The following is a 25,890-nucleotide window of genomic DNA, read 5'->3' as shown; positions in this document are numbered from 1 at the left end:
CGCTTTATGAACAATCATCTCCCCCATTCTCCAAGTTTGTTTCCAGGTAGCCTGTTAGCCGCTGCTATCGGCGCAATCGTTCTCAGTGGTTGCTCGCTGGCGCCGTCGCCATTAACTCAACAAGAGCGGCAGAGCCAGATTGGCAGTGATCAGGTCAAACTGTTTCAGCAGCAGGAGCCGCTGGTCGGGCCGCTTAGTGTGTATCAGGCCATGTCGCGCGCGCTGAAATATAATCTGGACCACAGGGTCAAAATGATGGAGCGGGCGGTGGCGGAAGGCCAGGCGACACTGGCACGCTTCGATCTGTTACCGGACGTGGTGGCTTCCGCCGGGTATCGAAGTCGGGATAATTTCAATGCTTCCAGTAGCCGTTCTATTTCCACGGGCCGGCAATCGCTGGAAACGTCGACGTCCCAAGATCGCAGCCGTTTCATGGGCGATTTAAGCCTGCGTTGGAACATTCTGGATTTCGGCGTCAGCTATTTCCGCGCTCAGCAGGAAGGCAACAAGGCGTTGGTGACGGCTGAAAGCCGCCGTAAAGTCAGTCATAATCTGATGAAAGACGTGCGTAGCGCTTATTGGCGGGCGTTGAGCGCGCAACGGATGACCGCCAGAATTCAGCCGGTGTTGGCCGAGGCGCAACACGCATTGGCATTGGCCGAACAGGCCGAGGCGGAAAAACTACGCTCGCCGCTGGATGCGCTGCGTTATCGCAAAAGTTTGCTGGAAATCGTTCGCCGTTTGGAAGGGCTATTGGAACAGCAGCAAATGGCCAAATCCGAGCTGGCTGGTTTGATCAATTTGCCGCCCAATCAGGACTTTAAACTGGCCGATGATAGCGCGAATCCCTGGCCGCAGGTGGTCAAACCGCAATTAGATATAGACAAAATGGGCGATTTGGCCCTACAACTGCGGCCGGAACTGCGTCAGGAAATGTATCAAACCCGCATCGGCTCCGCCGAGGTTAAAAAAGCCATGCTGCGCCTATTGCCAGGCGTGGAAGTGCAGTTGGGCGGTAATTACGATTCCAACTCTTATCTGTTAAACCAAAGTTGGGGCGAGATCGGTACCCAGATTTCCAAAAATCTGTTCGAATTGTTATCCGCCCCACAAGCCATCGCCACCGCCGAGACACAGGAATCATTGGCGCATTCCCGGCGCTTGGCAGCGCACATGGCGATTCTGACTCAGGTTCATCTGGCGCAACAACAGCTGGCCTTGGCGGACAAGCAATACCAACGTAGCTCCGAACTGGACGACGTTAACCAAAAAATTCATCACCATGTACTGAATAGCGAGTTGACCGAAGCGATGAGTTCCGTGGAGCGGATTCGGGTATCGGTCGATTCGGTATTGTCTGAATTACAGCGCCGCCAGGCCTATGCCGAGTCTCAAGATGCCTTGGGCAAATTGTATGTATCCTTGGGCTTCGATCCGCTGCCGGCGACAACGGCCGACGACTCGGTGGATACCTTGGCGAATGCTATCGAAGCCATCGATAAGGAATGGAACCAAGGGCATTATCCGGTGCAGGCGACGGACGATCCGCAGCCGGAAAATACCACTGAAACGGCGACAGGGGCAGGCAAATCGTGATGTTGAAAAAATCCCTGTGTGTTTGGACGTTAACCGGTTTGTCGGGCTTGCTGTTGGCCAATGCCTCGGCCGAACCGGCCCCCGCGCAAAACCAAGCCGTCGAAACCGAAATTCGCGCCCAGCTGACGCCGCGCAACGAAACCACTTTATCCGCGGAAGTGGCGGCGGTGATCAAAGAGTTGGCAGTACGCGAAGGCGAGCGTTTCAAGAAAGGTCAAATGCTGGTGGGCTTCGATTGTTCGATACAGCAGGCCCAGTTGCAAAAGGCGCAAGCCACTGCGGACGGCGCCGGTAAGACCTTTGATGTCAATTCCAGGCTATCGCAACTGGAATCGGTCAGTTCTCTGGAAGTTGACGTGGCCAAAGCCAAGTTGGGCGAAGCCAGGGCCGACATCGCCCTGACCAAGGCCGGCCTGGAAAAATGCCGGATTCATGCGCCATTCGATGGCCGGGTCGCGGCGCTGAAGGCGCATGAGCATCAACATCTGAAGGTCGGCGATCCGATCATGGACGTGCTGGACGATAGCCAGCTGGAAATCAAATTAATCGTACCTTCCTTGTGGCTGCGCTGGTTAAAACCAAAACAGGTGTTTCAGGTGCATATCGACGAATTGGACCGCGATTATCCGGCCGAGGTCGTGACACTGGGTGCCCGTATCGATCCGGTGAGTCAAACAGTCTCGATAACGGGTCGGGTCACAGGCAAGCATAGCGAACTGTTGGCGGGCATGAGCGGCCGGGCGCTGTTCCCGGATAAGGCGCATTGATTTGGCTGTGCAACAGGAAGACCCTCAGCAACGCCAGTTGCGGGGGCTGGCGCTGCTATTACAGTTGCAGCGCAAGGCCCGTGCCGCCGAGGATTTAGCTGCCTTAGGTTTTGTCATCGTCAACGAGAGTCGCAGCTTGGTGGAATACCGCCAAGCCGCATTGTGGCTGGATAGGCCAATTCAGCCGGTGGCGGCGGTATCCGGCATCGCCCAACTCGACGCGCAAGCCCCTTATATTGTTTGGCTGAACGGTGTGTGTCGCCGGCAGTTTCAAACCGACAACAACCTTGCCTACCAATTATTGCAAGCCGCGGATTTGCCTCCGACCTTACAGACCGAGTGGCAGCAATGGCTGCCGGGGTTTGGTCTATGGCTGCCGTTGAAGGTTCAGGGACGGACACTGGGCGGATGGCTGCTGGCGCGTGAGCAAGCTTGGCAGGAGGGTGAAGCGGTGTTACTGGCCGAGTTGAGCGATGCTTATGCCCATGCCTGGCAGGCTTTGCAGCCGCGTAAGCCTTGGTGGCGCCGTCTTTACACGCCCACCGCGCTTAAACGCTGGGCCGTGGCGGTAGTCTTACTGTTATTGATTCCGGTACGATTGTCGGTGTTGGCTCCTGCCGAAGTGATTGCCGCCCAACCCACGGTGATTCGCGCGCCTTTGGAAGGCGTGGTCGACACCTTTCAGGTGCAACCCAATCAACCCGTCGTTGCCGATCAGATGTTGTTGACGCTGGAAAACACCGATATTGCCAATCGTCTGGAAGTTTCGCGCAAAGTATTGGCGGTGGCCGAAGCCGAATACCGCAAGACTGCTCAGCAGGCGATGTTCGATGCCGACAGTAAGGCGGAGATGACGGTATTGAAAGGCCGGATGGAGCAGCATGCCGCCGAAGTAGAGTATCTGGCGGATCAATTGGCGCGTTCGCAAATCAAGGCGCCGCATGCCGGCGTGGCTATCTTCAGCGATGTGCACGACTGGATCGGCCGGCCGGTGGCCTTGGGCGAGCGGATATTGAATCTGGCCGATCCGACGCAGGTTGAGCTGGAAATGCGGGTGCCGGTCGCCGATTTTATTGAGCTGGCCGATGGTGCCGAGGCGGTGATGTTTTTGAATATCGATCCGCAACACCCGTTGGATGCCCTGGTGTATTCGCTCAGTTACCAGGCCGAGGTCGGGCCCGACCAGGTGTTGGCGTATCGGGTCAAGGCGCGTTTGGCGGATACGGAGCAATTGCCGCGCATCGGTCTTAAAGGCACCGCCAAACTGTATGGCCAACGGGTCACTCTGTTTTATTACCTATTCAGGCGCCCACTGTCCGGCTTACGGCAATGGCTGGGATTGTAGAGACCGCCTCGGCCCTGGCGCCGCTGCGCGAAGAATTGCATTGCCTGCCTGGGCCGCAGGGTTTTGATGGCGCGCCGACCTGGACCTTGTATGATCCGGCCAATAATCGGTTTTTTCGGATCGGTTGGCAAGAGTTCGAAATTCTGGCGCACTGGGCCTTGGGGCAAACAGAAGCGATTGCGCAAGCCGTGAATCGCGAAACGACTTTACATATCGACGAGAGTCAGGTCCGCGAATTTGCCCAATTCCTGTTGAACAACAACCTGCTGCGCTTGAGCGGCGATGCCGGGCTGCAACGGTTGCGGCAACAGGTGGCGATGCGCAAGCAAAGCTGGGCGCAATGGCTGCTGCATAATTATCTGTTTTTTAAAATTCCCTTGCTAAAACCCGATGCCTTACTGGCTTGGCTGTATCCGCGTTTGGCCTGGGTTTACAGTGGGCAGTTCGCTGTATTGTTGGTAGGTTGCGCGCTGTTGGCCGGGTTTTTACTGTCACGGCAATGGGAGCGCTTCCTGGCGACCTTTCCGCATTTTTTCAACTGGTCCGGGCTGACGCAATATTTTTTGGCCTTGATGCTGGCCAAGACGCTACATGAATTCGGCCATGCCTTGACCGCGCATCGCTATGGTTGTCGAGTGCCAACCATGGGTGTAGCGTTCATGGTGATGTATCCGATGCTGTATACCGACGCCAGCGAAACCTGGAAGCTCAGCTCGCGTCGACAACGAGTGGCGATTGCCGGTGCCGGGATTGCCGCCGAGTTGGGTTTGGCAGTGTTCGCCGCCTTGGCCTGGAGTTTTCTGAACGACGGCCCGTTACGCAGCGGGGTGTTTTTATTGGCAACCTCGACCTGGATCATGACGTTGGTTGTCAATCTGAGTCCATTCATGCGCTTTGACGGCTATTATCTGTTGGCCGACTGGTTGGGGATCGAGAATCTACAACCACGGGCATTTGCCTATAACCGCTGGCATTTACGGCGCCTGCTCTTCGGATTGGATCAGGCGCCGCCGGAATCGTTACCGAAACGCTGGCACTGGTTTTTTATTGGCTATGCCTGGTGTACCTGGTTGTATCGTTTCTTTCTGTTTCTGGGTATCGCGCTACTGGTCTATCACTTTTTCTTTAAGTTGCTTGGGCTATTGATGATGGCTGTGGAAGTGGGCTGGTTTATTCTGCGGCCGATCTGGTCCGAGCTGGCAGTGTGGAAAAACTTGGGGCCTGAGGTTTGGGTTAAGCCGCAGAGCCGAACTTCTCTGTTGTTGTTAATTGTTGGCTTCGCGGTTTTGATTGTACCGTGGCAAGGCCATGTGCTTGCGCCGGCGCTAATCAAGGCCGAGCGCTACGCCGAAATTTATCTGCCGACCGCGGCGCGTTTGGATGCTTGGCAAGTCAAAACTGGGCAAGCGGTGAAAAACGGCGAGTTATTAGCGCAACTAAGTTCGCGCGAACTGGATTTTCAAGCCCGAAATTCCGCGCTGGAAGGGCAGTTATTGGAGTGGCAACTGGCGTATCAGGGCTTGGAGCAAAACTTGAATCAACGCCGGCAGGTGTTGCTGAAGGAACTGGAATCGGCCGGCGCAAAACAAGCCGGTTTTCGGCATCAGCAAACCCAGTTAAAGATACAGGCGCCGTTTGACGGCCTGGCTTTGGATCTAAACCAACAGGCGCAAGAGGGACAGTGGTTGAAAGAAGGTGAAGCGTTAATGATTGTGGCCGATCCGCGTAGCCAATTGATCGAAGCCTATGTGGCCGAAGAAGATTTACAAGCCGCAGGGCAGTCCGACAGTGCGGTGTTTTATCCCGATCAACCGGGAATGTCGCCGATAAGATGCCGCGTGGAGCGTATCGATCAAGGTGGGGCGGCTTGGATTCCGGCGATGTTGGCTTCTATGCACGGCGGTGCAATTGCTGCCCGGTTCGATGCCCAGCAACAAGCTGTGCCGGAAAGCGCTGTTTACCGCGTGATCTTAAGGCCGCAAATTGATAGTCAAAATGTCGAACATCCTCCTGGAGAAAGGCGCGGTAATGTCAGACTGAATACGCCGGCTATTAGCCTGTTACATCGCTTTGTCCGACAAGTTGCGACGGTGCTGGTACGCGAATCCGGGTTTTAATCAAATGCATATGTCTGCCTAACGAGAAAGTCTGCGTTTATAGGTTCAAACTAAATCGCAGGTATCGAAAAACAGCTCCAATCTATCCAATTCGCTGTTAGCCATTTCCAACGCTGCATCGAAGGTTTGAAAATCGTCAGCGTGCGCCGCAATGTCCAACATTAGATCGCACAGGGTTCCGGTTTTAAGCAGTGAATCGTGCTTTTTTCCGAGGTTTTCCAGTTGGTCTTCCGTTATCAGATAAAATTTCATTTCTATGTCCTTGTTAGTCCGAAGTGAATATTCACGTCCATTTGCGCAATCTTGCCGATACAAATTATTTTTTTGGCAACTTTCTTTGTATGATTTTGCGATGCTAATAACAAATGGCCAGCGTTGCGCATATCTTCGCCTTGATGGTAGTCAGTTCGGTATTGTTCTAGCGTACAGGTCTTCGTGTTTTTTGGGTGAACGCCGAGCGTGACGTGATTGGTCAAGCTCGACCCCTAGTCAGGCACGAGACATTGTTTTGGACATTGCCAATTCCTTTCTGCCGTCATTACCGTCATGCGGGAACAACTATATTCACGGCTTGGATAAAATAGGGATAATTTCCCACCCGGCGAAAGGATGTAATCCCGTCGAGCTTCGGGTTAAACTTCCCAACCGCAGGGGAGGGCATTGCTTGTGATAGGCCGTGTTAGCGGTTTTATATCTATCCCTCTCCGCTGACTACATCGATTTGTTGGTGAAGCGTTATCTCTCGTTACACTAAATAGACCAGTAAAATGACATCAGGCATACCAAGGAAAAATTTATGCACCCGATAAAAATGGCCGGAATGGCCGCCGTCTTATTGGCTTCGGCCGCGCAAGCCGAAACCGTATTCGTCACACTGGAAAAAGATAATGCGATTGCCGTGCTCGATCCCGTCGAAGGCAAGCTGGTCAAAACCGTTCCGGTCGGCCAGCGGCCACGCGGCATAGCGATAAGTAAGGACGGCAAGACCTTGTTCGTTGCGACCAGCGACGACAACACCATCCGCATGATCGACTCGGAAACGCTGAAGGAAATAGGCAAACTGCCGTCCGGCGAAGATCCGGAAACCTTTGCGTTAAGCCCGGACGGCAAATTTATGTACGTGTCCAACGAAGATGACGCGGAAGTGACGGTCATCGACATCGCGGCAAAAAAAGCCGTTGGTAAGATCAAGGTAGGCGTGGAGCCGGAAGGCATTACCGTCAGTCCGGATAACAAATGGACCATCAGCGCCTCGGAAACCACCAATATGCTGCACTGGATTGATACCAATAGCCGGCAGATTGCGGATAACACGCTGGTCGATCCGCGGCCACGCGCGGTGACATTTACCGACGATAGCCAACAATTATGGGCGACGTCAGAAATGGCCGGCACGCTGACCATTATCGATGCGGCGTCCAAACAGATCGTGCAGAACATCAAACTCGACGTCCAAGGCGTCAGCAGCGATCAGATTCAGCCGGTGGGGATCGCGATTGATAAGGAGCGCCGGTACGGCTATGTGGCGATGGGCCCCGCCAACCGCGTCGCGGTGATCAACGCCCAAACCTATAAAGTGGAGAAGTTCTTATTGGTTGGGCAGCGGGTTTGGAATTTGGCGTTTTCGCCGGATCAAAAGCGTTTGTACACCACCAACGGCGTCAGCAACGACGTGTCGATCATCGATTTGGAAAACCATAAAGTGACCAAATCGGTGGCGGTGGGCCGTTATCCCTGGGGCGTGGCGGTTAAACCATGACCGAGATTGCCTTAGCGGTTGAAAACCTGAGCTTTGCCTACGGTGCGAAAAAAGCACTGGATGCCGTGAGTTTTAATGTGCAATCCGGCGAATGCACGATTTTGCTAGGGCCCAATGGTGCTGGCAAAAGCACGCTGTTTTCCTTGATCACCCGGCTTTACGATGCCAGGGAAGGGCGCATCGAGCTTTGCGGTTTTGATCTAAAAAAACAAAGTCTGCAAGCTTTGACGCGCTTAGGTGTAGTGTTTCAACAGACAACGCTGGACCCTGACTTGTCGGTGACGCAAAACCTGCGTTACCACGCCGCCTTGCACGGTATAGGACGCAAAGTCGCCGACAAACGCATCCAAGAAGAGCTGGAGCGTTTGGCTATGTTCGAGCGCCGCAGCGAAAAGGTCCGGCAATTGAATGGCGGCCACAAGCGCCGGGTGGAAATCGCCCGCGCCTTACTGCATAAACCCAGTTTACTATTGCTGGACGAGCCGACCGTGGGATTGGACATGCCGAGCCGGCAGGCTATCGTCAGCCATGTGCATGACTTGGTTAGTCAGCAAAATCTGGCAGTGCTGTGGGCCACGCATTTGATCGACGAAATTGCCGCAGACGATAGCTTAATTGTTTTACACAAGGGGCAGGTCAAAGCCAGCGGCAAACTGTCTGAGATATTGCAGAGCACCGGGTGGGCCGATCCCGGCCAGGTATTCCAAAAACTGACTCAGGGGCCGCAAGCATGAGGGTTTTACATTACTCGCGAGCAACGGTCGGCATCGTCGGCCGCGAATTGCTGCGTTTTTTACATCAGCGCGAACGCTTCGTCTCGGCCTTAGTGCGGCCGCTGGTCTGGCTGTTCGTCTTCGCCGCGGGCTTTCGCGCCGCGTTGGGCATAGCTATCGCGCCGCCCTACGAGACTTACATCCTTTATGAGGTTTACATTACCCCCGGCTTATTGGGCATGATCTTGCTGTTTAATGGCATGCAAAGCTCACTGTCCATGGTTTACGACCGGGAAATGGGCAGTATGCGCATGTTGATGGTTTGCCCGTTGCCGCGCTGGTTTCTATTGTGCAGCAAGCTGATCGCCGGGACTGCGGTAGGCGTGCTGCAATCTTACGCTTTTCTGGGCATCGCGTGGCTGTACGACATACAGGCGCCGCTGATGGGTTATGTCTGGATTTTGCCGGCGCTGGTGCTGGCTGGCATGATGCTAGGGGCATTGGGCTTACTGTTGTCGTCGTTCATCAAACAACTGGAGAATTTCGCCGGCGTGATGAATTTCGTGATTTTTCCACTGTTCTTCATGTCCACCGCTTTGTATCCGTTGTGGAAGATCAAGGAGTCCAGCGAGTTGTTGTCAACCCTGGCGCAATATAACCCGTTCTCGCAAGCGGTGGAGTTGATTCGTTTTGCGTTGTACGAGCAATTTAACCCGCAAGCGCTGATCTTTACCGGCGCGTCGTTTTTGCTGTTTATGGGCGCGGCTATCATGGGCTATAACCCGAGTAAGGGTATGATGGTTAAAAAAGGTGGTGGAGGAGATTAGTAGTGAATTGCCGAATTTTCTTTAGATGGCCGCAATCCCCTAAAGTTAAGCCGTGCGTGTTGAGCACCGCTAAACCATGGACTGTTTAAGCCTTCATCCTGCGACAGAGCAAGGCCCGCATCGCAAAAACCAAGCGATAATCTTTAACTCAGCCACATTGGTTGGCGGGGTATTGATCTTATTTTGCTTCGCGACATAACGTATTGCCTTGTAGAAAAGAGAATCCGCAAGACCAAAGTCCTTGCCCCACATTAGAGGTAACCCGGACGTGTGAAAAAATGAGTTGCAATTGTTGCTCAGTGGCGGCCTTAAGAGCAAACGGATTGGGTTTGGTATGCTTTCGCGGGGAGTCTGCTTTGTCGATAGCGATTCCAGATGCTTTGCAAATAGGCGTGTCCTAGGTATTTTTCCATGGTGGTAACCTGCTTGATTTCGGTTACACACAATGTAAGGCAACGACCCATTTTTAATGACCCCTTGGCTTACTTTTAATGTGAGGAAATTCGGGGATTTGGACGACGTCATCGCCTGGGTAGAATCTACGATATAATTCCAGAATTTTCCGGCAACACATATCGCATTGCCGGAAATGTACTTTTAATTTTGTGTACATAGCTATGTACACAACTATGCAAATGCAAATAAAACAATCAATGGAATTCCCTGAATACAAGCGGCGCCGCACTTTTGCCATCATCTCCCACCCCGACGCCGGTAAAACCACCATCACTGAAAAATTGCTGCTGTTCGGCGGCGCCATTCAGTTAGCCGGCTCGGTCAAAGGTCGTAAAGCGGCGCGTCATGCCACCTCCGACTGGATGGAAATGGAAAAAGAGCGGGGGATTTCCGTCACCACTTCGGTTATGCAGTTTGAGCACAATGATTGCATCATCAATCTGCTGGACACCCCGGGCCATGAAGACTTTTCCGAAGATACTTACCGGACATTAACAGCCGTAGACTCGGCGTTGATGGTGATTGACGTGGCGAAAGGCGTAGAGGATAGGACCATCAAATTGATGGAAGTATGCCGGCTACGGGATACACCAATCCTGACCTTCATCAACAAACTGGACCGCGAAGGCCGCGAACCGATCGAACTGCTCGACGAAGTCGAAAGCGTGCTAAAAATTCAATGCACGCCAATGACTTGGCCGATAGGTATGGGCAAGCGCTTCAAAGGGGTTTACCAGCTGTATAAAGATGAGATCTTGCTGTTTAGTCCACACCACGGCGGTCGTATCGCCAAGGCCGAAATCATCAAAGGCTTGAACAATCCGAAGCTTGACGAACTGCTAGGCTATCAGGCGGAAGAATTGCGCGACGAGATTGAACTGGTAAAAGGTGCCAGCCACGAATTCGATCATGCTAAATATTTGGCGGGTCAACAAACGCCGGTGTTTTTCGGTTCGGCGATCAATAACTTCGGTATCATCGAATTGCTGGACGCCTTTGCGGAATACGCGCCTGGTCCTAGATCACGCCAAGCCGAGCAACGTGAAGTGATGCCCGATGAAGAAAAATTCACCGGCTTTGTGTTTAAAATCCAGGCCAATATGGATCCGGCGCACCGCGACCGCGTGGCTTTTTTAAGAATCTGTTCCGGCAAATTCGATAAAGGTATGAAGGTCAATCATGTGCGGATTGGCAAAAACATCCAGGTCGCCAACGCCATTACCTTTCAAGCGGACAGCCGTAAAAACGTCGAGGAAGCATATGCCGGCGACATCATAGGCTTGCATAACCACGGCACCATTCAAGTCGGCGACACCTTTACCCAAGGCGAAGTCTTGAAATTCGGCGGCATCCCTTACTTCGCGCCGGAATTGTTTCGCCGCGTGGTGTTAAAAGATCCGCTCCGTGCCAAAGCGCTGCAAAAAGGTTTGATTCAATTGACCGAAGAAGGCGCTACCCAGCTGTTCCGCCCGCTGAAAAACAACGATTTAATCCTTGGTGCGGTGGGTATTTTGCAGTTTGATGTCACCGCCCATCGTCTAAAAAACGAATACAACGTGGAATGTGCTTACGACGTTTCGCCGATTAATACCGTGCGTTGGGTCAGCGCGAAAAATCCGGCCAAACTGGAAGAGTTTAAGAACAAGGCCTTCGAAAACCTTGCTGAAGATGGCGGCGGCTATTTGGTTTATCTGGCCAGCAGCCGGGTGAATTTGCAATTGACCGAAGAGCGCTGGCCGGACATTCATTTCAGTCAGACCAGAGAGCTTTGAAAGCTGATTCAAAGCCCATCTTTTAAATCCAAATCATGCGGAATCGCTTGCGGCCAAGCGATTCCTGCACAGCTTTTTCACGGCCGATACCATCATTTGTAGCCCTTATTTACCCACGAACCCCCCGCGCCGCTATCTCCCAGCGCAAAAACTCAGATCAATAAAAAATAGGCTAAACACTTAATATTTATAGATATATTTGCGCGAGGGATATACACTGCCGAAGCCAATCCGATAAAGATACGACTTTAAGCAACATCCGCAGGAGTAAGCTTATGCGCACACTTTACTATAGTCACCCGGAGTTTTTGGGCCACGACACCGGCGTAGCCCATCCAGAGAGCATTGACCGGCTGCATGTGATCGAACAAGCCTTGTCGGCACCCGAATTTGCACCATTGCAAAGAATCACAGTCGATATTCCCACCGATATTCTCGATAAGATTGGCCTGGTACATAGCAAGGCCATGATAGCGAAAGTGTTATCAACCATTCCTGAACAAGGTTACGCCAATTTTGACGCGGATACCGTGGTATCGCCCGGTTCCAAACCTGCAGCTCTGCGGGCCGTGGCCGCAGTGTGCGATGCCGTCGATAGAATTTGCACCGGCCAAAGCGCCAGGGCTTTTTGCGCCACCCGCCCTCCCGGCCACCATGCCATGCCGGACTATGCGATGGGGTTTTGCCTGTTCAACAATATCGCCATTGCCGCAGAATACGCCCGCAGCCGCTACGGCCTGACCCGAATCGCCATCGTGGATTTTGACGTGCACCACGGCAACGGCACCCAAGCGGCTTTTTGCGAACAGCCGCAAGTGCTCTATGCTTCCAGTCATCAATGGCCGCATTACCCCGGCAGCGGCCATCCCTCGGAAAGCGGTATCGGGAACATCATCAACATTCCCCTGCCTACCGGCAGCGGCGGCGAGGTGTTTCGGGATAAATATCGCCAGTCCATTTTGCCGGCAGTGAAAACCTTCAAGCCCGAATTGATTTTGGTTTCCGCGGGTTTCGACGCCCATAGAGACGATCCTTTGGCATCGCTGGACCTGGTGGAAGACGACTATCGCTGGATTACCGACGAATTGCTTTGCATCGCCGATGCCTGCTGCCAGGGTCGAATCATTTCGGCATTGGAAGGCGGATACAATCTAAGCGCATTAGCTAACAGTGTTGCCGCTCATGTCCGCAGCTTGATGGGCAGCCCAACCAGAGGCGAATGAACCGCCTCTCGTCTCAAATACCGCGTTTATTGGAGATTAGGCAGGGTATAAACGTAATCGCTGTCTTTCATAGGCATATGGCAAGCAAAACAAGGTGCGGATTTTTCCTGATCCAACATTTTTAAAGTTTTACCTTCCCAAATACCGAAGCCCCAACCGCCGGTTTCAGCGTATTTCTTGCTGTCTTTCACCATCGCTTCCGCAGCAGTGAATTCGCCTGGCACAGTCGCTTGTTCCCAATTCGGATGCTTTCTTTCGCCCCACTTTATTTTGGCGATGATGCTGCCGTCCGGCCAAGGTTTGACTTTACCTGCACGCGCGGCAGCGATAGCCACATGGTTACCAACGATGGCGCGTATGCTGTTTTTATCGTGACGTAAAGACACGCCCAACAAACGCCAGTCTCGGTATTCGCCATGTTCGGGTTTAGCAGTCGGTTGGGCTTCCGCGAAAGCCAGGCTAAACGGCATTAACGCCACCGCTGCCAAACATAAGCCGCTGAAAATAGTTCTGTTCATCTTCTCGTCCTCCTTTATCTCTAGTGAATACAAGTCATTATTATACGCTGGCAGCTTAGCGGCTAACGCCTGTTCAATCCAGCTGAATCAAACCAGTCGATGACAATCGCGAATTAGCGGTAAAACCTGGAAAAACAGCCTGTTTCAAAGCGAATCCGCCAACAGCAATTGACGCTGACATGCTACCATTTTGCCAACTCTATCACGCAGTACACCGATTACAATCCAAAGGAACCCGCCATGTCTGGCCCCAACAAACAAGTACCGTCCATTTTTTTCTGGGCTTGCGTTGCCCTGATCGGCGCCGTTGCCATTGGCGGCATTGCTTTGCAACGCGGTGAAAGCATCAATAGTATGTGGCTGATCGTCGCGGCAATTTGCATTTACGCGCTGGGTTATCGTTTCTATAGCGCATTTGTCGCGACCAAAGTTTTGGTATTGGACTCAAGCCGCGCCACTCCCGCAGAGCGTTTCGACGACGGCCGCGACTTTATGCCTACCCATAAATGGGTGGTGTTTGGGCACCATTTCGCGGCAATCGCCGGCCCTGGCCCCTTAATTGGGCCGACCTTGGCCGCCCAATTCGGCTACCTACCAGGCACGTTGTGGATTTTGATCGGCGCCGTATTAGGCGGCTGTGTGCAGGATTTTGTCACGTTGTTCTTCTCGGTGCGCCGCGACGGCCGCTCACTGGGGCAAATGGCCAAGGATGAACTGGGCAATATCGGCGGCACGGCCGCTATGTTGGGCGTGATGGTGATCATGGTGATTCTGATCGCGGTATTGGGCTTGGTGGTGGTCAATGCGATGAAACACAGCCCATGGGCCACTTCCACCGTCGCCGCAACCATTCCGATCGCGATGTTGATGGGCCTATATTTAAATCAGTTGCGGCCGGGCCGAGTCGCCGAAGCCACGCTGATTGGCGTGTCCCTGTTGATTTTTGCGGTACTGGGCGGCGGCTGGATCGACGACAATCCGACCATCCGTGGCTGGTTCGATTACGACGCACCGCAACTGGCGTTGATGGTGATTTTGTACGGCTTTGCCGCTGCCGTGTTGCCAGTCTGGCTATTGCTGGCACCGCGAGACTATTTGTCCACCTTCATGAAGCTGGGCACCATCAGCGCGCTGGCGATTGCCATTGTGGTGTTGCGCCCGGAATTGAAAATGCCGGCCTTGACCCAGTTCATCGACGGCAGCGGGCCTATCTTCGGCGGCAAATTGTTTCCGTTCGTGTTTATTACCATCGCCTGCGGCGCCATTTCCGGCTTTCATGCCTTAATTTCCTCCGGCACCACACCCAAACTGCTGGCTAACGAGCAGGACGCCCGCTTCATTGGCTATGGGGCGATGATGATGGAGTCCTTCGTTGCCATCATGGCGATGATCGCCGCCTCAGTTTTAGAGCCCGGCGTGTATTTCGCCATCAACAGTCCGGCCGGCATCGTCGGCAAGGAAGCGGTGGACGCGGTCACCAAAATCAGCAGCTGGGGCTTTCCGGTGAGCGTCGAACAAATGCAAACCCTGGCCAAAACCATGGGCGAATCCACCTTGTTCGCCCGCACCGGCGGCGCGCCATCGTTGGCGGTGGGGATGGCTAGTTTGTTTGCGCAAGTGTTCGGCGAGCATCTACTGGCGGCCTGGTATCACTTTGCGATCATGTTCGAGGCCTTGTTTATTCTGACTACGCTCGACGCCGGCACCCGCGTCGCCCGCTTCATGCTGCAAGATATTCTGAGCAATGTTGGTTTGCCTAAAACCAACAGCTATCCCAGCATACTGCTGACCAGCGCTGTGGTGGTCGGAGCTTGGGGTTATTTTCTGTACATGGGCACTATCGATCCCTTAGGCGGCATCAACAGCCTGTGGCCCTTGTTCGGCATTGCCAACCAGATGCTGGCGGCAATAGCCTTATGCGTGGGCACCACGATATTGGTGAAGTCGGACAAACTGAAATATGTGTGGGTCACGGCAACACCCTTGGTCTGGCTGATTATCGTCACCAGCTCCGCCGCTTGGGAAAAATTGTTTGCCGCCGATTTGCGGGTGGGATTTTTATCGCATGCCGCAGATTTATCCGCCAGACTTGCCAACGGCGCTCTGCCAGCCGAGCAAATCAAAAATGCACCGCATTTGATTTTCAACGATTACTTGAACGCCGGTTTAACCAGCTTATTTATGCTGATCACCTGGCTATTACTGGCAGACACCCTGCGGGTGATTTATTGCGTCATCGCCGGCAAAAACCACCCGCAATCCAGCGAATCGCCGCATACACCCAGCCGTTTGGTTGAAGAGTGGGTAAGGGACTAAAGCATTTTCGAAAAAGTAGGCGTCGCGGCGGATACTGTTTTAATCACCCGTCCTTGACGTTAATACCAGCAACTGGGATACGAGGCTTGTAGAAGCAAAGATAACGCAGCCTGCGCCGCGTTATCGTATGGCAAGCCCTTATTAGACTTTAGGCATTTCCCGTAGCTTTGCCACCACTTTGTCGCCAAATTCAACCGTGCTGATCATGGTGACGCCACTGCCGGGTTTGGATAAGTCGGCGGTAGAGTAGCCGTCGGCAAACACGCCCTGCATCGCCGCCCAGACGTTTTTCGCTTCCGCTTCCATACCAAAGCTGTTTTCCAGCATCATCGCCACCGAACCGATCATCGAGTAGGGATTAGCGATGTTTTTGCCGGCGATGTCCGGCGCCGAACCGTGGGATGGCTCGTAATAGGCTTTTTCCGGGCCGATACACGCTGACGGCATCAGGCCCAGCGAGCCCAAAATGCCGCCGCCTTGGTCGCTGAGAATGTCGCCGAACATGTTTTCCATCACCATCACGTCAAATTGGGTCGGTTTCAGACACAGTGCAGTGGCGGCCGAATCGACCAGATAATTGACGACTTGCACGTCCGGGTATTCCTTGGCGACTTCTTCCATCACCTCGTTCCACAATACGCTGGATTTCAGCACGTTGCTTTTATGGATGTTGTGCAGCAATTTGCGGCGTTTTTGCGCCAGTTTGAAGGCCTGGTGCATGATGCGACGAATTTGTTCTTCGTCGTATTCCAGGGTTTCGCGCACGTAACGCAGGCCTTGCTCGTTGACTCCCGCTTCTTTTTGGCCGAAATACAGGCCGCCGACCAGCTCACGCACCATAATCAAATCGATGCCATCGCCGATCACTTCCGGCTTCAGCGGCGAGAAATGCGCCAACGACCTCGGTAGGAAAACCGGGCGAAAGTTGGCGTAGGTGTTATAGCGGCGGCGTAGCGGCAACAGAGCGCCACGCTCCGGTTGTTTGTCGACCGGGATTTTCTTCGATTCTTCGTGATTCAAGCCTATGGTGCCTTTCAGGATGGCGTCGGCTTGATCGCAAATGTCGATGGTGGCTTGCGGGAAAGCATCGCCGGTTGCGAAGTAAGCGCAGGCGCCGAACAAAGCCGGCATCAGCTCGAAGCTAACGTCGTTACGTTCTTCGATGACTTTCAAAACCTTGATGGCTTCCGCGGTGATTTCAGGGCCGATGCCGTCGCCGGCCAGAACTGCGATTTTGTAATTTTTCATGAGATGGTGAGTGCTGAGTGATTAAAGCGTTAAATCAGGAATTTCTATCGAAAAATAAACAGCGGATTTTAGCAGATTGGCCGCCACGCTTCCGCCGAAAAACGGCTTTGCTGACAAACGCAGGAAAAGCTTGATCGGGACGGAATTTGTATTCGTTTTTTGTTAATTCACAGGGAAGAAAACACGTCTCATAGGACTTGAATAACCCACCGATGCCGGAAAACCGAGTAATTTTCTCGATCATTCTTTCGCCGAACGCCATCGTTTTAGCTCCGAGCGAAATAGTTGGAGTTATTTGTCCAATGACTGAGAAAAAAGCCTAGATGGTGGTGAAAGTTTCGCTCAACGGCCGAGTAAAAAATAAAGCAGTGGCGAATGGATAATCAGCAATCGGCTTATTTGCCGCAGCAAAGGAGCTGGCCTTCATCATTTCCACGCCGGCGCGTGGGAATGATGAAAAACCCGTAATAACAACCGTCCGTTTACAACAACATTCGACAAAATCAACTAAGCTGGCTAATGTCACCATAGCAAATTTTGTTAGCCGTGAAATTTAGCTCTTCAACCTTCAAATACCCCATATCATGTCAATAGCTAAACCGTCATTTCTTGCAACCGTGCTGTTTGTATTGGGATCGCCATCATTTGCTGTAGATAGACCAAAACTAATAACCGAAGAACTTTACGCATACCGATCCGATGCTCCGCCACATCACAGTTCCGGCGATATTCAAAATTTTGAAGTGTTCTGGCATAAATTATTGTTGGGGATGGGGGTACACCAATTAGGCCCGTTATCGGATGGTCATTCGGCTTGTCATTACGACAATGCGTTGGCAGTGTTAAAGCAAATTCGTCTAGAACTAGGGGAAGCTAACGCCTACCAAAAACTATGGGCTGAGAATCAGGATAAAGTTTTTTCCGCCTGCGATGTCCGACGCGCAAACAGTCAACCACCTCAAGCGATTAAGATCTTAAAGCCCTTGCCTTCCCGAGCTCCGAGCGATTTTCTTTACCAGTCGGCCAGTTACCATTTTTATAAGCGAGAGTTCGACAAGGCTTTAGAGCTCTATCAACAGGTCGAAAATGATTCGAAAGCCCCGCTTCGCGCTACGGCGGCTTACATGACGCTGCGATGTCTGGCCCAACTTAAACGCGCCGACGAGGCTTACGATAAAGCCGACCGTATACTGGCCGACCCTTCGTTCAAAACCGTGCATGATATTGCAGCCAACTATCGATTCATCCTAATGAATCCCACTGCTTGGCCTGTCAAAGCAATTACAGCGGAGCTGGCCAGCAAACATTTAGCATGGCTCATTAGTTTAATTAAAATAGCCCCTGCAAATGCAGCCGATTTTAACCAAGCTTATAAGGATTATTTTGACGCGCTGGAGCAACTTGACGGTTATTTTCCGCTCTTTGCGCCGGATTCCCTTGCGGTGGATTGGTGGATAACCGATACGGCAGCACTGTCGCCCCGCATGCAGGCAGTAAAAAACCTTGCGCCAGCGCATGAATTTGTCGACTGGATGCAGGCCCAATGGGCATACAACGTTTTTACCGCCGATTGGCTGTGGGCTTTACATCAGAAAGATCATGCTTACTGGGCTCAAAACCAAAATATAGTCAGCCATGCCTGGAAGAGATGGCAACACGGAGACGGTGGAGAATGGCTGCAAATAGCCATTACGCGGACTCATCCCCAGACGCCTCTAGCCGGCGAGATCATAAAAAGCGCAACTCCTTTTTTGACGAATTCATGGCAAGGCGAAACCCCCGAATATCGGGAATGGCTGTTTGATCTTTGGGAAAACCTGATCCGTCTCCATTTAGGCCGGGGTGAACACGGCGCTGCCCTAGACTTGATAAAAAACTACGCCAGTTATAAAACTTTATTCGATGGAAGGCTTGGCCGCCGCCCATACACCAATCGGTCGCACGGAAAAAGCTTAAAAAACTTGTTGCGTTGGCTGGTGTATGCCGGCAACACCGACGACGCGCGACTGGCTTTGCAAGTTATTCGTCAACAATATCCCGTTAGTTTTAACCACTGGCGCAACTTGTTGGCATCCGAGTGGAACGAAGTCATCGCCTCGGCACCCAAGCACAATCTATGGGATTATCGCGACGATTTGCTTCTTGAAAACGACGAAGGGCTTTGGCAGTATTTGCTCAATATGTTGCCAGCCAAAGCCTTGTATCAATTGGCGGATGCTGGCAATATCGAAAGTAGCGACCGGGGTTATCTGGCGCGTGCAGCGTTAACACGAGCATTTCTGTTAAACATGGATGACCACACCATCAACCAGTATTCGGCATTGGTTGCAAAACTGAATCCATCGATTCGTGAGCGAGTTTTAAGCGCTGTCGATAACCACAGCAAAAACGATTACATTGATTTGATGTTGCGTATGCCGCGCTTCAGACCGCAACCCTTTACCGGGATTCCACTGGTTAACGCCAGGGAAAATGAAGTGGAAGACAATTTCAAGGCCATAGATATCTTCAATCACAAGGACAATAACTGGTGGTGCCGTTTTGATCAGCGCAAGTTGGAAGACCGGCTTTTTGATTATGCAAAGGTGACACCTTACGGTAATTTGCTATTTCGCGGCGACATCAGCGCCGAGTTTGCGCCGTATATCGAACGCCAAAAAGCCGCGTTCGCCAAGCACCCTTACAAACAGTTGCTGGATAAACAGGAAATAGCGGCGCTAGAAGCTATACCGGATGCACCGCAATATTTATCAGAAGCGGTGATTGCCAGAAAAATCAAGAATCCGGCATCGGATGCGGTTCGTAAACAGCAGGCTTCCAATCTGCATCATGCTATTCGCACCACTAGATACGGATGTGTTGGTCATGGCCCAAGTTCAAAACAAGCATTTCTGCTTTTACAAAACCAATACGGCGACACCGTTTGGGCAACTGCAACACCGTATTGGTTTGATTACTCTAAATTTTTCGGAAACTACTCACCCTAAAAATAATTCCGTAGGATTTAATGACCTAATTATGGGCAAATTTTCCCAGCCTACGAATCTGAGATTTCAATTCGGGACTGCGATGTTTGATAAGCCACGCCGAAGCGCTCAGCCCAAGCCAAACAGCGCTTCCCGCTCGATAAACTCTTACAGTTCGTTTGGTTACAAAGCCTTAACTGGCGTAGGTTGTTCAGGGTTTGGGCTCTCGGCGCAGGTGGCGCGCCACAGGCCAATTCTGCAATGATCAGAGGGTGAATCAAGGCCGAATCGGAAAGCAGTAACCGAACCAAATCCTCGTTACGATTTTTGAAATGGGTTAACCCAAACCGAGGTATCGACCAATATCATGCGGACGAGTTGGTTTGGCCGCGTTCTCGGGGAATATCAGTCATCTCCGGTAGGCTCCCGCCCAAGGCAGCTAAGCGTTTGGCGGCCTGAACGCATACAAAGGTTTTCATCGCTTCCCGGAAGATTTCGGCTTTATCCATGTCCGGGTCGGCGATTTTCAGGGCTTTTGGTATAAGGTGTCGTCAATGGTTACGGTGGTCCGCATAGTATTTTCTCGATATAAATTATGATGGCTTGCTGTATCAAAATTCACTATGTGGATGCCTTAAATTCGGTACAACTCGACGAGCAGATTTTCCTCGGACAATGACTGGGTTAGGGATTGAAGGCGTTTGCTTTCGGCTTGGCAGGCTGTCCTGCGGGCCGCTCATCTATGCTTGCGGGCTATTGGCCTTTTCATGCAACTGGATGTTGATCAACTTGATGGTCGCTAAAATCCCGGCAAACACCTGGTTGACGTGTACGCCGCGGGTTTTGCGCAGTTCGGTGCCGCAATCCCAGGTAATCACGCATTCGGTCAAAGCGCTGGTGTGGCCGCCTTTGGGGATGCGGATTTCGAAATCGGCCAGCGTCGGCAAGGTGTATTCGTAATGTTGCAATACCTTGCCGATGGCGTCGATAAAGGCGTCGAAACCGCCGCTGCCGGCCCCGGTGGTCTGGTGTTTCTCGCCTTTGACATCCACGCGGATACTGACCGTAGACGGCAAATCCAGGCCGCTGTTGATCGAGCAAGCCAGTAGTTTGATGTGCTGATAGCTCTTGCTTTCCAGCACATCTGCGATGATGAATGGCAGGTCGTCGGTGGTAATGGTTTGTTTGGAATCGCCGATACTGACGATGCGCGCCAGAACCTTCTTCTGGTCTTCTTCCGACAGATCCAGCTCCAGTTGCTCCAGGTTTTTTTTCAACGAGGCTTTCCCACTCATTTTGCCCAAGGCATAGCTGCGGATACGGGAAAAACGTTCAGGGCCGAGCTTGGTTTTATACAAACCGCCTTTCTGGTCGCCATCGGCATGGATACCCGCAGTTTGGGTGAACACGTCGGCACCGACGATGGGCGCATTGGCGGCGACGCGCTTGCCGGAGAAGTTTTCCACCATTTCGCTGATGCGCACCAAATGGCTCTCGTCCACGGACAGTTCCATCGCCATTTTATCGCGTAGTACCACCGCCACTTCGGCAATGGAAGCGTTGCCGGCCCGTTCGCCCAAGCAGTTGACAGTGCAATGCACCGCGCTGACGCCGGCCCGCACCGCCGCCATGACGTTGGCGGTCGCCAAACCGTAATCATTGTGCGGATGGAAATCGAATTGCAGCGTCGGGTAGCGCTGGCACATATCGCTAAAGCTGGCGAATACTTCGTCAGGCGCCATCACGCCCAAGGTATCCGGCAGCATGAAATGGCTGATCGGGGCTTGTTGCAAGCGTTCCATCAAACCGTAAACGTAATCCCGGCTGTCTTTGTAGCCGTTGGACCAATCTTCCAGATAGACATTGATCTTTAAGCCTTGCTCGTGGGCGTATTCTATGGTTTGCAGCACATCGGCACTATGCTGATCCAGGGTTTTGCCGAGTTGCTCGCGGCAATGTTTTTCGCTGCCCTTGGCCAGCAGATTGATCACGCTACCACCAGTCGATTTGATCCAATCGACGCTGCGGGTATGATCGACAAAGCCCAAGACTTCAACGCGCTCGGCAAAACCTTCGTGTCGTGCCCATTGATTGATCAGGCTGACGGCTTCCTTCTCGCCTTCCGAAACCCGCGCCGAAGCCACTTCTATGCGGTCAACGCGCAAAAACTGCAACAAAGCTTTGGCTATGCTGACTTTTTCCATCGGAGTAAAAGCAACGCCCTGGGTCTGTTCGCCGTCGCGCAGCGTGGTATCCATTAACTGGATGTGTCTTGAATGGGTAGACATGATTTTTGTTGTTCTCGATGCGTCCTGTAGCGGTATCTGACCAAGTTAATGCGTAGACAGGGTAGAGCGATAGCGACACCCCGTGCATCTTCATTAAATGGCCATTGTGCATAAGCTGGTCGCGCGGTTTATGAGCAATCTGATTGCTTATTCCGAAAGAGACTGAGCTATGCGTAACGCGCCATTTTCGCCTAAAACAGAATGAATTGGCAATTTGCGGCTAATTCCGGGGCTGCGAGCAGCGAAACTCAGGGGAGGGAAATCGGCACTCGCGTTCCTCGCTGGGAGCCGAAGAGTTCTGAGTGGAACGATGATTAAACGACAGATATTTTTGGTGGTTAGGCGGAGTTTTTACATTCCGCCTATTTTTGCCGAACAATCGGAGTGGGTGTTTGCCGGTAACCCCGACGGTTCAGCCTAAAAATGTGGTTACTCTTTAGTCCACTTAGCCGCTAATTGCGCGGAAAGCTGACCAAAATAAGTACCCACTACAATTGAGATTGAAATCACCAGCAAAGGATTGCTCAGCGATGCGCCGAACAAGACTTCCTGTGTCAACTTGTCCGGGGTTTGCAATAAGTACGCGAAGGTAGACGAATAGCCCAAAACGCTGGCGGGAATGGTTGCCAATTGCGGAAAATTGGCGGCCAGGCACATCACCACGACTGCAAAAGTCACGGTAATGGCGGCCATTGTTGGAAAACCTAAGGCAGTGTCCGGCGAAATCCCGGTCAAGATAATCGCCGTTACCCAGGCCATGAATACGCCGAAAATCCCGCAGACGATAGTATTTTTTAAGGCTTCCTTGGTCGCACCCAAGAATAAATAGGCTGCCCAGGCAATGGTGGCTGCCCAGATAAAGAACACGCCGCTAGCCGGTCCCACCGCCAAAAATGTGGCTACGCCCGCCAATACGCCGATGCTTAAAGAAAGTGCTGTAAGTTTGTCCATTATTGTCCCTCTAATATTGCGCCTCATCGATAGTGGTTTGCTCGATGATGCATTGAGGCTGCCCTGCAAAACCAAAATCCATTTACGGCCAAGCAATCCCGCCTCGACCGATTTGAATGGTAGCAGAGAATAGCCTCCAGATACCAATCCTCGGCTGGTTTAAACGCATGCACTGTTATGGGGCTTGATCATTTCGACTGGCGGAAGTGTCAGGTAACGCTGGCGCGCAACCTGAACTATTTGGCTGCAAACCTCAAAACCGCCAGCATATTTAAGGGCTGGCGGCTAAGAGTATTTGCGAAGACAGACGTGCTTTAATTAAGACTCAGACAGACCGCGTAAAGATATTGCGCCGGCGGTAGCCTACAAAACCGAGCAGGGTTGAACCAAATAACCAAAACGCGGCGGGCACAGGCACGGGAGCTGCGACGACTGTCCGCGCAAATTTCTCTGAGCAAGTTGGATCGGGTTGCGCTGCACATGCGGTGCTGGCGATTTCCAGGCTACCGTCGGCGTTAACAAAATCCTCCAAAATCGGATCTCCGTTCCCATCCAGAACCGGTGCACCGTTTTCATCTAATTTCGGAGCCCTAACCGTACCGTAAAAATATAGACTCAATCCCGACGCATAAAACTCGTATTCGCCGGCTGCGGCTGCGCCATTTTTCGGGGTAAATTCGCCAAGCAAATACTCAACGCTATCGCCAGGGTTTAAGGCGATATTCTGTTTACTTAGGATACTGTTCGGGCTGGAGTCGAAATTGAATTCGTAAGGTCCGGAAGAGCAGCTATCGGCCAGAAATGTACCGGCACAACCAATAGAAGTACTCAAAGAAATACTATCCACGGTGATAAGTACGCCATTGTCTATGTATCTGCTTTGGCTAGTGTTTGAATCGTAATAAGTAAAGCTGCTTGGGTAGTTGGCCGGATTGATGCCAAACGGCGGGTTACCGCCACCTGTGCTGGAAAAAACCAAGGGATCCGATGTGGCGTCCAAACTTAGTTTCAACCAAATCGGAATGTTATCGGTCGCAACGACAGTGCCGGTAGGTTGAACAAACGACAGACTACCGCTGTAGGCCGCCTGAGCATTGGGTAGCCAAGCCAACGCCAACGTGGAAACAACAAATCGTAATTTAGACATAACGTATTTCTCCAATTTAAAAGCGCTTGAAAATCATTTTCCCAAGAGGTCTAAACCTTTAGTTTGATGACCAATTCAACCCGTCAATATCGTCGCTCTCATGCAGCAGGCAGTCCAGCGGTTCAAGTAGATTAGCACCGCGGCAGGCGGCAACGAAGAATGCCGGGAATTTAAGGGCAAGCCAGTATTCTAGGCAGAGAGCAGACTACATGGGTCAGATCATAACAAAATATTGCCGGGTTTATATGACAATAACGCTGTATCGAATTAGCGGCAGCATGTCCGCCACATTCATCGAAATCCGGTCACGCATGGCTGGGTTAGGACGCTTAAAGATTGGCCCCCCCATGCGCGTTTTCATCGTTATGTGAAACAAGGCGTGTATCCTGAAACTTGGCGTGTTGACTGCGATTTATCGAGGTTAACGGCTAGAAGATAACGCGAAGGATGCCAGCGTGTGGGGAAGTGGGTGGCTCGGTATCCGTAGCGCGTTTATCTGATTATAATTTCCGAGCAAAAATACGAAATCCACACCCTCCTTCCTGCCCGCTGTAATCAAGCACCAGCGCGTATTTATTAAACAAACCGGGACGCTATTTATGAATTTGAATGAAAATGCCGTGATGCCTTCTTTAACCGCACAGAATCCGTTTACCGGCCGTATCGGTGAAGAGTACGATTTTCTCGGTATGATGTGTCCCAATGTCGTGGTGCTGACGCAAAAGCTCGGCGAGACAGTCGCCGCATGGCATCCCGGCAATAGCATACAGGGGCTTGAGATCGGCTGCGGCACAGGACTGAGCACGCTGTCCTTGCTTACTCAGCGCGAGGACCTGCATCTGCGCGCTTTCGATGCCTCAGCGGCAATGCTTACCCAGGCGCGCGCGAATTTGGCGGAGTATGTCGACAACGGTCGTGTCGAATTCATCGAGAGCGATGCGCTAGCCTTTTTACAGCAGCAACCGGACGCCAGCGTTGAGGTTGTGGCCTCGAATTATGCTATTCATAATTTTCTGAATGACTATCGGGATCAAGTCTTTGCCGAAATCTGGCGCGTGCTTAAACCGGGTGGATTGTTCGCAAACGGCGACCGCTTCGCTATCGATGATCCCGCGCGGCATTTGGCTTCCACGCAAGCCGACATTCGCCATTGGTTCAAGACCTTTGGGGAGCTGCAGCGTTACGATCTTTTGGAAGACTGGGTGGTACATTTGCTGAGCGACGAATCACCGGACCACATCATGCATGTGCCAGCCGTCATATCCACCCTGCAATCTCTCGGATTCAGCGATGTGCATTCGCCTTATCGTGAAGGCGTGGACATGTTGATGACCGCGATAAAGCCGAAATTGGCTTAATTATTTTATCGGGCATTGTTCCGGCGCTGCGCATCGCTGGAGCACGGGAAAGATAACTATTGGGGAGATTGAGTTCAAAGACAATTCAGAGTGCTTAGAAAGGCGCCCGATAACGAATTGGTAAAACACAGTCGGTTACGCCCAACACTTTAAATAAATGACGAAGGGAGCGGCTATGAACGAGAATGACAAGCTGAATTTAGCGGAAGTGATTCAAGAGCTGAGACAAAGTTTGGTGACTGCTTCCGCTCATGGCGAAGCGGAAACCATTCGCTTTAACGTCAATAGCGTAGAAGTGGAATTGCAAATGGTGGTCGAAAAATCGGTGGGTGGAAAAGCTGGCGGTAAATTTAATTTCTGGGTGTTGGGCGGCATCGATGCAGAGGCCTCTGCCAGTTATAAACATGCAGCTACGCATAAGATCAAATTTAATTTACAACCGGTGGATGTGAAGAACCCGGACCCGCATACGGGTGAGCCCAGCAAACTATTGTTGTCAGGTGATGAATAACCGAGGCACTTA

Annotated in this window: 22 protein-coding genes; 13 read left to right on the top strand and 9 right to left on the bottom strand. The window is 52.1% G+C overall.

The genetic code is table 11. The features are described 5' to 3' along the window. The first annotated feature begins 6 nt into the window (after positions 1 to 6). Genes ACR02O_RS16540 through ACR02O_RS16525 form a run of 4 tightly spaced genes read left to right on the top strand, consistent with a single transcriptional unit; the run spans position 7 to position 5,825 of the window. Positions 7 to 1,596, top strand: coding sequence for a TolC family protein (locus tag ACR02O_RS16540; protein WP_458137821.1), 1,590 nt, complete (start codon positions 7 to 9; stop codon positions 1,594 to 1,596). Then, entirely contained in the window at positions 1,596 to 2,363 is a 768-nt protein-coding gene (locus ACR02O_RS16535; RefSeq protein WP_458137820.1) for an efflux RND transporter periplasmic adaptor subunit, read from the top strand. The genes ACR02O_RS16540 and ACR02O_RS16535 overlap by 1 nt, the downstream gene beginning before the upstream one ends. Before the next feature lie 7 nt (positions 2,364 to 2,370). After that, positions 2,371 to 3,708: an efflux RND transporter periplasmic adaptor subunit gene (locus ACR02O_RS16530; RefSeq protein ID WP_458139244.1), complete on the top strand. Its 1,338-nt coding sequence runs from the start codon at positions 2,371 to 2,373 to the stop codon at positions 3,706 to 3,708. After that, positions 3,693 to 5,825 carry a site-2 protease family protein gene (locus ACR02O_RS16525; RefSeq protein ID WP_458137819.1) on the top strand — a complete coding sequence of 711 codons (2,133 nt, stop codon included), beginning with the start codon at positions 3,693 to 3,695 and terminating at the stop codon, positions 5,823 to 5,825. Before ACR02O_RS16530 ends, ACR02O_RS16525 begins: the two co-directional genes overlap by 16 nt. Positions 5,826 to 5,870: 45 nt before the next feature. Here the strand turns inward: ACR02O_RS16525 and ACR02O_RS16520 are convergent, their stop codons facing one another. Beyond that, the gene (locus ACR02O_RS16520; protein WP_155931079.1) at positions 5,871 to 6,077 is read right to left on the bottom strand and encodes a hypothetical protein; all 207 of its coding nucleotides are present in this window, start codon (positions 6,075 to 6,077) and stop codon (positions 5,871 to 5,873) included. 544 nt (positions 6,078 to 6,621) lie between these two features. On the opposite strand from ACR02O_RS16520, the gene ACR02O_RS16515 reads away from it, so the two are divergent. The 5 genes from ACR02O_RS16515 to ACR02O_RS16495 all read left to right on the top strand — a co-directional run bounded on the left by ACR02O_RS16515 (position 6,622) and on the right by ACR02O_RS16495 (position 12,575). Then, a complete protein-coding gene (locus tag ACR02O_RS16515; RefSeq protein ID WP_033158059.1) occupies positions 6,622 to 7,584 on the top strand; it encodes a PQQ-dependent catabolism-associated beta-propeller protein in 963 nt (320 codons plus the stop codon). Beyond that, positions 7,581 to 8,318, top strand: a complete 738-nt coding sequence (locus tag ACR02O_RS16510) for an ABC transporter ATP-binding protein (protein WP_033158058.1) — start codon at positions 7,581 to 7,583, stop codon at positions 8,316 to 8,318. The genes ACR02O_RS16515 and ACR02O_RS16510 overlap by 4 nt, the downstream gene beginning before the upstream one ends. Beyond that, positions 8,315 to 9,124 carry an ABC transporter permease gene (locus tag ACR02O_RS16505; protein ID WP_033158057.1) on the top strand — a complete coding sequence of 270 codons (810 nt, stop codon included), beginning with the start codon at positions 8,315 to 8,317 and terminating at the stop codon, positions 9,122 to 9,124. Before ACR02O_RS16510 ends, ACR02O_RS16505 begins: the two co-directional genes overlap by 4 nt. Before the next feature lie 635 nt (positions 9,125 to 9,759). After that, complete coding sequence (locus ACR02O_RS16500) at positions 9,760 to 11,352, top strand: peptide chain release factor 3 (RefSeq protein WP_494523472.1); 1,593 nt, start codon at positions 9,760 to 9,762, stop codon at positions 11,350 to 11,352. A 275-nt stretch (positions 11,353 to 11,627) separates the two neighbouring features. Further along, positions 11,628 to 12,575, top strand: a complete 948-nt coding sequence (locus ACR02O_RS16495) for a histone deacetylase family protein (protein ID WP_494522034.1) — start codon at positions 11,628 to 11,630, stop codon at positions 12,573 to 12,575. Positions 12,576 to 12,601: 26 nt separating this feature from the next. Here ACR02O_RS16495 and ACR02O_RS16490 read toward each other — a convergent pair whose 3' ends face one another. After that, positions 12,602 to 13,093, bottom strand: coding sequence for a cytochrome P460 family protein (locus ACR02O_RS16490; protein ID WP_415878486.1), 492 nt, complete (start codon positions 13,091 to 13,093; stop codon positions 12,602 to 12,604). Between the two features lie 240 nt (positions 13,094 to 13,333). On the opposite strand from ACR02O_RS16490, the gene ACR02O_RS16485 reads away from it, so the two are divergent. Then, positions 13,334 to 15,409, top strand: a complete 2,076-nt coding sequence (locus ACR02O_RS16485; RefSeq protein WP_494522033.1) for a carbon starvation CstA family protein — start codon at positions 13,334 to 13,336, stop codon at positions 15,407 to 15,409. Positions 15,410 to 15,550: 141 nt separating this feature from the next. Here the strand turns inward: ACR02O_RS16485 and leuB are convergent, their stop codons facing one another. From leuB to ACR02O_RS16470, 3 genes are read right to left on the bottom strand one after another with little or no spacing between them, the layout of a single operon-like run. Further along, positions 15,551 to 16,657, bottom strand: a complete 1,107-nt coding sequence (leuB, locus tag ACR02O_RS16480) for a 3-isopropylmalate dehydrogenase (RefSeq protein ID WP_445369684.1) — start codon at positions 16,655 to 16,657, stop codon at positions 15,551 to 15,553. A 34-nt stretch (positions 16,658 to 16,691) separates the two neighbouring features. After that, on the bottom strand, positions 16,692 to 16,919 hold the full coding sequence (locus tag ACR02O_RS16475) for a hypothetical protein (protein WP_494522032.1): 228 nt from the start codon (positions 16,917 to 16,919) through the stop codon (positions 16,692 to 16,694). A 57-nt stretch (positions 16,920 to 16,976) separates the two neighbouring features. After that, entirely contained in the window at positions 16,977 to 17,186 is a 210-nt protein-coding gene (locus ACR02O_RS16470; RefSeq protein WP_415878482.1) for a hypothetical protein, read from the bottom strand. Positions 17,187 to 17,496: 310 nt separating this feature from the next. Here ACR02O_RS16470 and ACR02O_RS16465 point away from each other — a divergent pair, with 310 nt between their 5' ends. Beyond that, positions 17,497 to 19,644, top strand: coding sequence for a hypothetical protein (locus tag ACR02O_RS16465; RefSeq protein ID WP_494522031.1), 2,148 nt, complete (start codon positions 17,497 to 17,499; stop codon positions 19,642 to 19,644). Between the two features lie 344 nt (positions 19,645 to 19,988). Here ACR02O_RS16465 and ACR02O_RS16460 read toward each other — a convergent pair whose 3' ends face one another. From ACR02O_RS16460 to ACR02O_RS16445, 4 genes are all read right to left on the bottom strand, one after another. Beyond that, on the bottom strand, positions 19,989 to 20,132 hold the full coding sequence (locus tag ACR02O_RS16460; protein WP_458137814.1) for a hypothetical protein: 144 nt from the start codon (positions 20,130 to 20,132) through the stop codon (positions 19,989 to 19,991). A 231-nt stretch (positions 20,133 to 20,363) separates the two neighbouring features. Continuing rightward, positions 20,364 to 21,911, bottom strand: a complete 1,548-nt coding sequence (locus ACR02O_RS16455; protein ID WP_494522030.1) for a hydroxymethylglutaryl-CoA lyase-like TIM-barrel protein — start codon at positions 21,909 to 21,911, stop codon at positions 20,364 to 20,366. Positions 21,912 to 22,340: 429 nt separating this feature from the next. Further along, complete coding sequence (locus tag ACR02O_RS16450; protein WP_494522029.1) at positions 22,341 to 22,862, bottom strand: DUF1097 domain-containing protein; 522 nt, start codon at positions 22,860 to 22,862, stop codon at positions 22,341 to 22,343. 325 nt (positions 22,863 to 23,187) lie between these two features. Continuing rightward, positions 23,188 to 24,009, bottom strand: coding sequence for a hypothetical protein (locus tag ACR02O_RS16445; protein WP_319961313.1), 822 nt, complete (start codon positions 24,007 to 24,009; stop codon positions 23,188 to 23,190). Positions 24,010 to 24,608: 599 nt separating this feature from the next. On the opposite strand from ACR02O_RS16445, the gene ACR02O_RS16440 reads away from it, so the two are divergent. Both ACR02O_RS16440 and ACR02O_RS16435 read left to right on the top strand, forming a co-directional pair. After that, positions 24,609 to 25,367: a class I SAM-dependent methyltransferase gene (locus ACR02O_RS16440; protein WP_033158048.1), complete on the top strand. Its 759-nt coding sequence runs from the start codon at positions 24,609 to 24,611 to the stop codon at positions 25,365 to 25,367. 175 nt (positions 25,368 to 25,542) lie between these two features. Beyond that, positions 25,543 to 25,878 carry a trypco2 family protein gene (locus ACR02O_RS16435; RefSeq protein WP_494522028.1) on the top strand — a complete coding sequence of 112 codons (336 nt, stop codon included), beginning with the start codon at positions 25,543 to 25,545 and terminating at the stop codon, positions 25,876 to 25,878. Positions 25,879 to 25,890: the final 12 nt, after the last annotated feature.

The sequence above is a fragment of the Methylomonas sp. PHL2-19 genome (genome assembly GCF_059331595.1).
Note: the sequence above shows the minus strand (reverse complement) of the source record. Positions and strands in the feature narration are given on the sequence as shown.

Bases quoted from the DNA above. Each gene is read 5' to 3' on its own strand.
- ACR02O_RS16540 (WP_458137821.1), top strand. From the start codon at position 7: ATGAACAATCATCTCCCCCATTCTCCAAGTTTGTTTCCAGGTAGCCTG.
- ACR02O_RS16535 (WP_458137820.1), top strand. From the start codon at position 1,596: ATGTTGAAAAAATCCCTGTGTGTTTGGACGTTAACCGGTTTGTCGGGC.
- ACR02O_RS16525 (WP_458137819.1), top strand. From the start codon at position 3,693: ATGGCTGGGATTGTAGAGACCGCCTCGGCCCTGGCGCCGCTGCGCGAA.
- ACR02O_RS16520 (WP_155931079.1), bottom strand. From the start codon at position 6,077: ATGAAATTTTATCTGATAACGGAAGACCAACTGGAAAACCTCGGAAAA.
- ACR02O_RS16515 (WP_033158059.1), top strand. From the start codon at position 6,622: ATGCACCCGATAAAAATGGCCGGAATGGCCGCCGTCTTATTGGCTTCG.
- ACR02O_RS16510 (WP_033158058.1), top strand. From the start codon at position 7,581: ATGACCGAGATTGCCTTAGCGGTTGAAAACCTGAGCTTTGCCTACGGT.
- ACR02O_RS16505 (WP_033158057.1), top strand. From the start codon at position 8,315: ATGAGGGTTTTACATTACTCGCGAGCAACGGTCGGCATCGTCGGCCGC.
- ACR02O_RS16500 (WP_494523472.1), top strand. From the start codon at position 9,760: ATGCAAATAAAACAATCAATGGAATTCCCTGAATACAAGCGGCGCCGC.
- ACR02O_RS16495 (WP_494522034.1), top strand. From the start codon at position 11,628: ATGCGCACACTTTACTATAGTCACCCGGAGTTTTTGGGCCACGACACC.
- ACR02O_RS16490 (WP_415878486.1), bottom strand. From the start codon at position 13,093: ATGAACAGAACTATTTTCAGCGGCTTATGTTTGGCAGCGGTGGCGTTA.
- ACR02O_RS16485 (WP_494522033.1), top strand. From the start codon at position 13,334: ATGTCTGGCCCCAACAAACAAGTACCGTCCATTTTTTTCTGGGCTTGC.
- leuB (WP_445369684.1), bottom strand. From the start codon at position 16,657: ATGAAAAATTACAAAATCGCAGTTCTGGCCGGCGACGGCATCGGCCCT.
- ACR02O_RS16475 (WP_494522032.1), bottom strand. From the start codon at position 16,919: ATGGCGTTCGGCGAAAGAATGATCGAGAAAATTACTCGGTTTTCCGGC.
- ACR02O_RS16470 (WP_415878482.1), bottom strand. From the start codon at position 17,186: ATGGTGACATTAGCCAGCTTAGTTGATTTTGTCGAATGTTGTTGTAAA.
- ACR02O_RS16460 (WP_458137814.1), bottom strand. From the start codon at position 20,132: ATGGATAAAGCCGAAATCTTCCGGGAAGCGATGAAAACCTTTGTATGC.
- ACR02O_RS16455 (WP_494522030.1), bottom strand. From the start codon at position 21,911: ATGTCTACCCATTCAAGACACATCCAGTTAATGGATACCACGCTGCGC.
- ACR02O_RS16450 (WP_494522029.1), bottom strand. From the start codon at position 22,862: ATGGACAAACTTACAGCACTTTCTTTAAGCATCGGCGTATTGGCGGGC.
- ACR02O_RS16445 (WP_319961313.1), bottom strand. From the start codon at position 24,009: ATGTCTAAATTACGATTTGTTGTTTCCACGTTGGCGTTGGCTTGGCTA.
- ACR02O_RS16440 (WP_033158048.1), top strand. From the start codon at position 24,609: ATGAATTTGAATGAAAATGCCGTGATGCCTTCTTTAACCGCACAGAAT.
- ACR02O_RS16435 (WP_494522028.1), top strand. From the start codon at position 25,543: ATGAACGAGAATGACAAGCTGAATTTAGCGGAAGTGATTCAAGAGCTG.